This window comes from Micrococcus sp. GbtcB5, from assembly GCF_019091605.1.
GTDB classification, from domain to species: domain Bacteria; phylum Actinomycetota; class Actinomycetes; order Actinomycetales; family Micrococcaceae; genus Micrococcus; species Micrococcus luteus.
On record NZ_JAGXJK010000090.1, the window covers coordinates 1 to 556 of the forward strand.

General features: G+C 67.3%; 1 pseudogene. It reads right to left on the minus strand.

Annotated elements, in window-relative coordinates:
• Positions 1-556, minus strand: a pseudogene (locus KVS67_RS11590) (IS256-like element ISMlu11 family transposase); the annotation flags it as partial.

Sequence of the window (556 nt, forward strand, 5' to 3'; positions counted from 1 at the left end):
CGCCTCCGGCAGGCCCTTGAGCCCGTCGCAGCACACGATCAGCACGTCCTGCACGCCCCGGTTGGCGAGATCGGCGCAGACGTGGGCCCAGAACGCCGAGCCCTCGGTGTCCTGGACCCAGATCCCCAGCACGTGCTTGATGCCCTCGAGGTCCACGCCGACGGCGATGTAGGCGGCACGGTTGAGGACCTGGCTGTTCTCTCGGATCTTGATCCGGATTGCGTCGAGATAGATCACCGGATAGAACTCCTCCAGCGGCCGCGACTGCCACGCCAGGACCTCTTCGCTCACGGCGTCGGTGATGTTGGAGATCGTCTCGTGCGACAGGTCCGTGCCGATCGTGGAGGCCAGGTGGTGCTGGATGTCCCGGATCGTCATTCCGCCGGCATAGAGGCTGATGATCATGTCATCCAGGCCCCCGAGGCGCCGCTGGCCCTTGGGCACCAGGCGCGGGGTGAACGACCCGCCCCGGTCTCGCGGGACGTCCAGCTCGATCGGCCCGACCTCGGACTCCACGGTCTTCGGGGTGGTCCCGTTGCGGGAGTTGGCGTGCTTC